Here is a 6,733-nt window from a genome sequence, read left to right on the forward strand (position 1 = left end):
GAATATATAGATTACTACAACAATTGCAGGATCCAGAAGAAAACAAAATGGATGCATCCCGTAAGGTACAGGATGGCATCCATTTGTTAACCCCGTGTCAAAACATGTGTCCAGTTTTCTGGGTACATATCAACCCAAGCAACTAGAGCACGCAAATATGGATTTTACTATCTGGCAATCACTATCTGGCAATCTTCAGATACTCTTCGATTTTGGCATCCAACGATTCTGACATACAACCAATCTGCCCTACTACCAATCAACCCTACTACCAATATGCCATACTGCTCTTTGCAATTAGTCCAGTGCTATATTCATAAGTATAGGTGTTCTGCATATGAGCATCACTCGGTGACCAGCTTCCGTTTGAAGATTTTGAAGCCTTAAACAGAATATAAAGACCACATTTTCCATCCTGAGAGTCCCTGTTATACTGCAGATAAGTAATGTCCGAACGGCTTTCACTCAGAACAAAATACATATCCCCCTTGGCGGTATAGTTCTCCTTGAACGCAAAGCCTTTCGCCGCAAAATACTTATCAAATATCTTAATCGCTGCATTTCTTTCCCTCTTTGATTCTAAATCACGCTCAGCGGCATCATGCAAATCGTAATTTTTATCTGGCTCTTCAGCCTTTAATCTTGTATCTTTTAATCTTGTATCTTTCCTGTTATTGCAATCTATTCTGCTATACCACTCAGATTCACTTATTTTTGGATCAGTATCACTTGAATCTTTCATTGGCCGAAGATACTTAAGGAAAAATGGGCCTTCAGACTTATAAAGATAATACTCAAAAGGAGCATACATATCATCCACGTGCTCTGTGTATGTACCATTATCATTTTGTTTCACAGAATATCTGCCAACAATAAACAAAACGTCAAAAAATCCAAGACCTAAGATAATCAGCACACAAAGCAGAACATGTAGACAACGAAGTACAATTCTTATACCTATCTTCCGTACGAGTGAGATAAGATAGAGATTATAGAAGACACATACAAGAGCAATCGTAATCATCCAAACAACTGGCATTGCCGCGCATATAACATACGCCCAAGTCTGCAAAAGCCACTGATTTGGAAGACGTACCGCAGTTATTCCAAAGAATGCAGTTAGAATACCACTTAACACAAAAAAGCAACAAAGAATCAGCGAGATTCTACCCTTCCACCGTTGCTTGCCATAGCTAAGAAAAGATTTATTACGCTCTACATTTGCACTCCTAAAACGACTATGTATATTGCGCTGCCAAATAACACAAATAACCCAAATAAGAGAAACTCCAACAAGAAACAGAATTGCAAAACAATAGGTGATCCATCCAAAAAGCTGTAGCTTATTGGACGCCATAAAAGCAGTTCCAACAATAATTAAGATGGAAAAGATTTCCGCGCTCAGCCGCAAAACCTTATACTTTGGCAATTCCTTATTTGCACTGTTAAGGTTCTCACATATTTGCTCATGTGATTCACAATATAGTGGATTTTTCTCCTCTCTGGGAGTATGTTCCTGCTTTTCCTTCTCTTTAATCGATGAATCTGACATTTTTCTGTTCCTATCATCGTTCAAGCTCTTCAAAAACATCATCTATCGGATAACTATCACCTTGAACCGCCTGATCATAGCCTTTATCCATCAACGCGTTAAACGTTTTCTCATCCATATCATCTTGTGCTGGAAGCGACTTTGGAATAGTAAGCGAAAACGGAATACCGTTATTAAGAATGATTTGACGATAAAACATGTCAATAGCAGTAGCCCTAGTAATTCCAATAGTTTCCAGAATCTGCTCCGCCTGCTGCTTAATATTTTCTTGTATTCTCACATTAACATTCGCTGTTTTAGTAACTGCCATATCAACCAATCTCCATGCACACATCGTAAAATACTGTATCGCATATTGCAATACAATTTACATGAATAGGATGTCTCGACTGATATATACGCTTTCAACATTCTCACTAATAATTTAGTGCAAAATACCACTATTTCTTCTTATACCCTACAGCAACATTACCTGTTTTATTAAGTCCTGGTACTTTAAGAACATTAGAGCTTGGCTTGTCTTTTAAATCAAATTTACCAACTAAAAATAAAGCTTTAAGCCCTGAACTAGGCAAATTAAACTGTGAGTCAACTAATTTGATGGGCTTATCTCCAAGAGTGACTTTAGACAAATCATAATGAGAATCAAGAATATCTCGTGACACAAAGAGATACAACTCATCCTTATTCATATAGTTTTCTGGTATACGAAACTCTTCTTGAGACACCGCTACTGTTTCCCAATGATACGACGCAAGCTCCGCCTTCTCCTCATCGTCAGCGCACCCAGCAAGAGAAAAGAGAGAACCTAGCAGCAGAAGCATAACAAGACAACTTTGAAAAATGTTTTTACAAAAAATAGTTTTACTCCTCATAACACCACTAGCCTCCTTTTCGTTAACACGACTCTGTATCAAATGATTATAAAACAGACTATTAAGTAAACAAAATCTACCATTCGCTCTGATTACTTTAATAATCTTAATAAATATCCTATTTTTTTATTAATTTGTCTAGACTATCGACACTAATTTCTTCATTTACTAGCAAACTATACTCTTTCATAAACAGCAAAATTCGAAGAAACAGAAGAACCAACATAATCACGCGCGTTTAACGCCTCCAACAATATTCCCTCATAAACGAAGCAATCACCTGCAAATCTTCACCCTCATAATACTCAACAAGCAACTTCTTAAACTCAGGAACCTTATTTTCTGGAATAACCAACAAGCCTTTACAGTGAGAAATCAAATAATGTAGGGAACTTTTTTACGATTATTCCACCGATTTGTTCCCCAAAACATAAGCAACTAAATCGCACAACTACTCGACAGCAAGATCACGCTCAAAAACCACAAGAACCCAGCTTAAAGCCGCTTCGCATTAAACCTTTTAACGATAGCCCTCGCTAAGCTTTGCTACACAAAGCCTAAAACGCAGCAACTAGACTGTACGCAAATAGGTATCATCAAAACGATATCTTGATTCAGTGCGATTTGTAAAGGAGCGCCACTGATTCTGTATGGATTGAGTGAACGGGTAGTATATTTACACTTTTTTGAGTGCCAAGCCACTGATATAATTGTAATCTTGATAAGATTATGATACTTTTTTGATAAAAGGAGGTTAATAAAATGATTAATATTCGCCCAGTTTCCGATTTAAGAAATAAATTCCCAGAAGTAGAAGAAACAGTTATAAATTCAAATACACCAGTATTCCTTACAAAAAATGGTTATGGGACTATGGTTCTCATGAGCATCAAACAATACTCCACTCTCACTGACGACACCGAAAGAAAACTCGACGAAGCAGATACTTTTGCCGCAAACACTTCTACGCGTCTTTCTAAAGCTGACGTCTTTGATAGCGTAAGGAGAAGGATTAATGAGCAAGAACACGTATAAATTAACCTTTCTACCACTATTCAAAGAAGATTTATTAGAAACAGTTGACTATATAACCAATACACTGCAAAATCCAAAAGCTGCTCACAGACTTGTTGACGATATAGAATCAGCAATCGATAAACGACTTGAATCGCCCCTCTTATTTGCTCCTTACCAATCATCAACAACACGAGAACACCCCTACTACAGGATTAGCGTACGCAACTTTTCTGTTTTTTACGTTGTCTTGGGCGACACTATGGAAGTGCGCAGACTTCTATATTCAAAACGAAATATTGACGCACTACTGGAATAACTATTCCTAATAACTATCATTATTTTATGTTAACGATTATTAAAAAAGCTATCGTTAAAAGGTTTAAGATTGGCTTAATAGCTTGATTCTTGAGTGCAAAATATTACTATTTCTTCTTATAACCTATAGCAACATCACCTGTTTTATTAATACCCGGTACTTTAAGAACAACAGAACTTGACTTGTCTTTTAAATCAAATTTCCCAACCAAAAATAAAGCTTTAAGTCCTGGACCAGGTAAATTGAACGATGAGTCAACTAATTTGATTGGCTTATCTCCGAGAGTGACTTTAGACAAATCATAATGAGAATCAAGAATATCTCGTGACACAAATAGATACAACTCATCCTTATTCATATAGTTTTCTGGCATATGAAACTCTTCTTGAGACACCGCTACCGTTTCCCAATGATACGACGCAGCTTATTGCAATTTTTTAATTGATTCACTTTCAGATAGTATCCTCATTTGTTCAATAGCTATTGCATTTAATTTCTCCAATCTTTCAGATTGACTCATACCTTCATTTATAAATACAGCATTAAGATTCTCAAGATTAGAAAGGCAAACAAGCTGAGATATATCTGCATAATCTCTAATATTGCCTTTTAAATCCGGATTTTCATCACGCCACTCTTTAGCTGTTATTCCAAATAAAGAAACGTTAAGAATATCCGCTTCATTTGCATAAATAAAATTGATTTTTTCTTTTGAAAGTTTATCTGGTACAAGTTTGTTCTTAATGGCATTTGTGTGAATTCTATAATTTATTTTTGCCAAATTTCTTTTAATATCCCATCCTAACTTCTTCTGTTCTTCTTCCTTTAGACGTTCAAATTCTTTGATTAAATATAATTTAAAGTATGGCGATACCCAAGAAGCAAACTCAAACGCTATATCTTTATGAGCATAAGTTCCACCATATCTTCCCGCTCTAGCAACGATACCGATAGAATTGGTTTTCTCCACCCATTGCTTAACAGATAATATAAAACGGTTAAGTCCTGCTTCATTTTTAATTCCCTCGAATTCGGTGGAATTAAAATTCGTGTTATACATTTCTTCCCAAATACCTAAAAACTCTATCGTATTCTTATTCCTAAGCCACTTTTCAATCAAAGCAGAACCGTTATCAATATTTCTAACCATATCCGTTAAAGAAATATAATCTCTATTGTCAATGGCAATAATGCTAATTTCTGAACCTTCAACATTTATTTTAGACACGTAATCACCTCTCAATCATCCAATTTCACACATTTAGCAAATCATAGAAAGTACGCTCATCAATAATTTCTATATCTTGCCCCTCAAGCTTGAGCTTTTCTGCTTTCTTATGCTTTGATGACTTATCACCTTTAAGAATTGCATTGTAATCATTGTCACCAAGTATCAGATAGTTCGTCTGCTTAGTCACACTATTATCTAAAACACCGCCGAGATTCACTACAATCTGCTGAGCATCTTTGCGAAGCATTTTCTCAAGCTTACCGGTGAAAACCACGTGCCGATTATAGAAAAACCCATCTTTATCAACAACCACTTCATCAGGCTTAATTGCTTTGATATCTATCCCTTTACCACTGTGACTTCCACTGGCAGGCCATAAGTCTTCAATGACTAGATTCTTCTCCACCATGCGTGATTTAACAGCATCATATAATTCTTTCGTTGATGTGCAGTCTGATAAAGCACGGTGTTCATTATTGTGTAATCCTAAGTAGTCAGTTAAATCGGAGAGTCTGTGATGTTTCAGCTCAGGATACAGTTTTCTTGCAAATTGCATCGTATCCATATACCGGTTAGTCAGTTGTTCCTTAAAGCCTTCATTCAAAAAGCGCATATCAAAAGAAGTCCTATGACCAAGGATAATGTCATCACCTATGAACGAAAGCACAGACGTTTTCACACTGTCTATAGATGGCATACCTTCCAGCATGTCATTAGTTATTCCTGTTAATGCTGTAATAAAACCGTCTACTTCTATACTCGGTTTAATCAGCTGATCATAACGGTCTACTATCTCATTATTTCTAACTTTTAAGATACCAATCTCAATAATCTCATTATAATACGCAGAAAAGCCGGTCGTTTCGGTATCTAGCACACAGTAATCATCAATGAGTTGCTTAGTGTAATTTGAGTTTGAATTGGACATGAAAGCACCTCCTTCATCTATTGAAATGAGCTTTTACAAATTTATCTTCTAATACTCATTATATCTTGAAAGCTAAGTGCCTTAAACATAAAAACAGGTCGATTTTAATCCTCGACCTGCTGTTTTAACTATTATCCCACCCTCATATAAAAGTAACTCTCATTTAAATCTCATCATATTTCTTTTTTAATTTATCCATATTATCAAGGTCAATCCACTCCTCGCTAAAACCACAGGCAGTGCAAATATACCTATCAACAGGTACTGCCGACATAATTGTATGGCCAGTCATAATATTATTTCCAGTCCCATAAGCCCCAGCAGATCCAGGCACAAATATAATTTCACTTCCCCCACACTTTGGGCATTTTTTCGTATTTTTCATAAATCCTCCTTTTTAATCTAATAATGTTCTTTTATTGTTTTGAAAAATTTCATAAAGATAGGAAGGAACGCATACCTATACATCAGGTATATATTTCTGCCAATTAAAAATTCTACGTGAAAAGAGACAGAACTACGCTGTCTGTCTGTCAAGGATTTTGTCAGTTTTTTCATGGCTTGCCAACCTTTTATGCTAACTTTTCTTGAGTTAATCATACAAGAAAAAATCTATATTGACTTGCCTTCATATATTGTATATTTGTTATTTACTCGTCTACTTTCATTACACTCCCATCAAGGAAGATAATATCAACCTTTCCATCTTGATGCACGATTAGATAGTAAACCATGCTAAGCCAGACGTTTTCATCGAACACTGTTAACAAGTCCTGCTTTTTCAAATCCTCGATAAAATATTCAACTTCATCAT

General features: G+C 35.9%; 9 protein-coding genes and 1 pseudogene. 3 read left to right on the forward strand and 7 right to left on the reverse strand.

Annotated features, from left to right (window positions below):
* Nucleotides 1–6 precede the first annotated feature (6 nt).
* A complete protein-coding gene (locus Q0X59_RS06195; RefSeq protein WP_366517021.1) occupies nt 7–90 on the forward strand; it encodes a hypothetical protein in 84 nt (27 codons plus the stop codon).
* 178 nt (nt 91–268) lie between these two features.
* On the opposite strand, the gene Q0X59_RS05930 is transcribed toward Q0X59_RS06195, so the two are convergent.
* From Q0X59_RS05930 to Q0X59_RS05940, 3 genes are all read right to left on the reverse strand, one after another.
* On the reverse strand, nt 269–1,552 hold the full coding sequence (locus Q0X59_RS05930; RefSeq protein WP_165846097.1) for a YcxB family protein: 1,284 nt from the start codon (nt 1,550–1,552) through the stop codon (nt 269–271).
* A 13-nt stretch (nt 1,553–1,565) separates the two neighbouring features.
* The gene (locus Q0X59_RS05935) at nt 1,566–1,862 is read right to left on the reverse strand and encodes a type II toxin-antitoxin system RelB/DinJ family antitoxin (protein WP_116712556.1); all 297 of its coding nucleotides are present in this window, start codon (nt 1,860–1,862) and stop codon (nt 1,566–1,568) included.
* A 130-nt stretch (nt 1,863–1,992) separates the two neighbouring features.
* Nucleotides 1,993–2,427 carry a hypothetical protein gene (locus Q0X59_RS05940; RefSeq protein ID WP_297643867.1) on the reverse strand — a complete coding sequence of 145 codons (435 nt, stop codon included), beginning with the start codon at nt 2,425–2,427 and terminating at the stop codon, nt 1,993–1,995.
* Nucleotides 2,428–3,189: 762 nt separating this feature from the next.
* Here Q0X59_RS05940 and Q0X59_RS05945 point away from each other — a divergent pair.
* Both Q0X59_RS05945 and Q0X59_RS05950 read left to right on the forward strand, forming a co-directional pair.
* Nucleotides 3,190–3,462, forward strand: a complete 273-nt coding sequence (locus Q0X59_RS05945; RefSeq protein WP_250310181.1) for a type II toxin-antitoxin system Phd/YefM family antitoxin — start codon at nt 3,190–3,192, stop codon at nt 3,460–3,462.
* Entirely contained in the window at nt 3,443–3,760 is a 318-nt protein-coding gene (locus Q0X59_RS05950) for a type II toxin-antitoxin system RelE/ParE family toxin (RefSeq protein WP_250310182.1), read from the forward strand. Before Q0X59_RS05945 ends, Q0X59_RS05950 begins: the two co-directional genes overlap by 20 nt.
* Nucleotides 3,761–3,866: 106 nt before the next feature.
* Here Q0X59_RS05950 and Q0X59_RS05955 read toward each other — a convergent pair.
* The 4 genes and pseudogenes from Q0X59_RS05955 to Q0X59_RS05970 form a co-directional block, all read right to left on the reverse strand.
* A pseudogene (locus Q0X59_RS05955) lies at nt 3,867–4,181 on the reverse strand (hypothetical protein); the annotation flags it as partial.
* Between the two features lie 3 nt (nt 4,182–4,184).
* Nucleotides 4,185–4,988 carry a KilA-N domain-containing protein gene (locus Q0X59_RS05960; protein WP_004128523.1) on the reverse strand — a complete coding sequence of 268 codons (804 nt, stop codon included), beginning with the start codon at nt 4,986–4,988 and terminating at the stop codon, nt 4,185–4,187.
* Nucleotides 4,989–5,013: 25 nt separating this feature from the next.
* Entirely contained in the window at nt 5,014–5,919 is a 906-nt protein-coding gene (locus tag Q0X59_RS05965; protein WP_297643870.1) for an exonuclease domain-containing protein, read from the reverse strand.
* Nucleotides 5,920–6,082: 163 nt separating this feature from the next.
* Nucleotides 6,083–6,304, reverse strand: coding sequence for a hypothetical protein (locus tag Q0X59_RS05970; RefSeq protein ID WP_016635346.1), 222 nt, complete (start codon nt 6,302–6,304; stop codon nt 6,083–6,085).
* Nucleotides 6,305–6,733 lie beyond the last annotated feature (429 nt).

Origin of the sequence: uncultured Gardnerella sp. (assembly GCF_947280595.1) — a bacterium.
Lineage (GTDB): Bacteria > Actinomycetota > Actinomycetes > Actinomycetales > Bifidobacteriaceae > Bifidobacterium > Bifidobacterium vaginale_A.

What these genes read in the sequence shown, in the direction of transcription:
- Q0X59_RS05930 (WP_165846097.1), bottom strand. Translation starts at nt 1,552, where the DNA reads ATGTCAGATTCATCGATTAAAGAGAAGGAAAAGCAGGAACATACTCCC.
- Q0X59_RS05935 (WP_116712556.1), bottom strand. Translation starts at nt 1,862, where the DNA reads ATGGCAGTTACTAAAACAGCGAATGTTAATGTGAGAATACAAGAAAAT.
- Q0X59_RS05940 (WP_297643867.1), bottom strand. Translation starts at nt 2,427, where the DNA reads ATGAGGAGTAAAACTATTTTTTGTAAAAACATTTTTCAAAGTTGTCTT.
- Q0X59_RS05945 (WP_250310181.1), top strand. Translation starts at nt 3,190, where the DNA reads ATGATTAATATTCGCCCAGTTTCCGATTTAAGAAATAAATTCCCAGAA.
- Q0X59_RS05950 (WP_250310182.1), top strand. Translation starts at nt 3,443, where the DNA reads ATGAGCAAGAACACGTATAAATTAACCTTTCTACCACTATTCAAAGAA.
- Q0X59_RS05965 (WP_297643870.1), bottom strand. Translation starts at nt 5,919, where the DNA reads ATGTCCAATTCAAACTCAAATTACACTAAGCAACTCATTGATGATTAC.
- Q0X59_RS05970 (WP_016635346.1), bottom strand. Translation starts at nt 6,304, where the DNA reads ATGAAAAATACGAAAAAATGCCCAAAGTGTGGGGGAAGTGAAATTATA.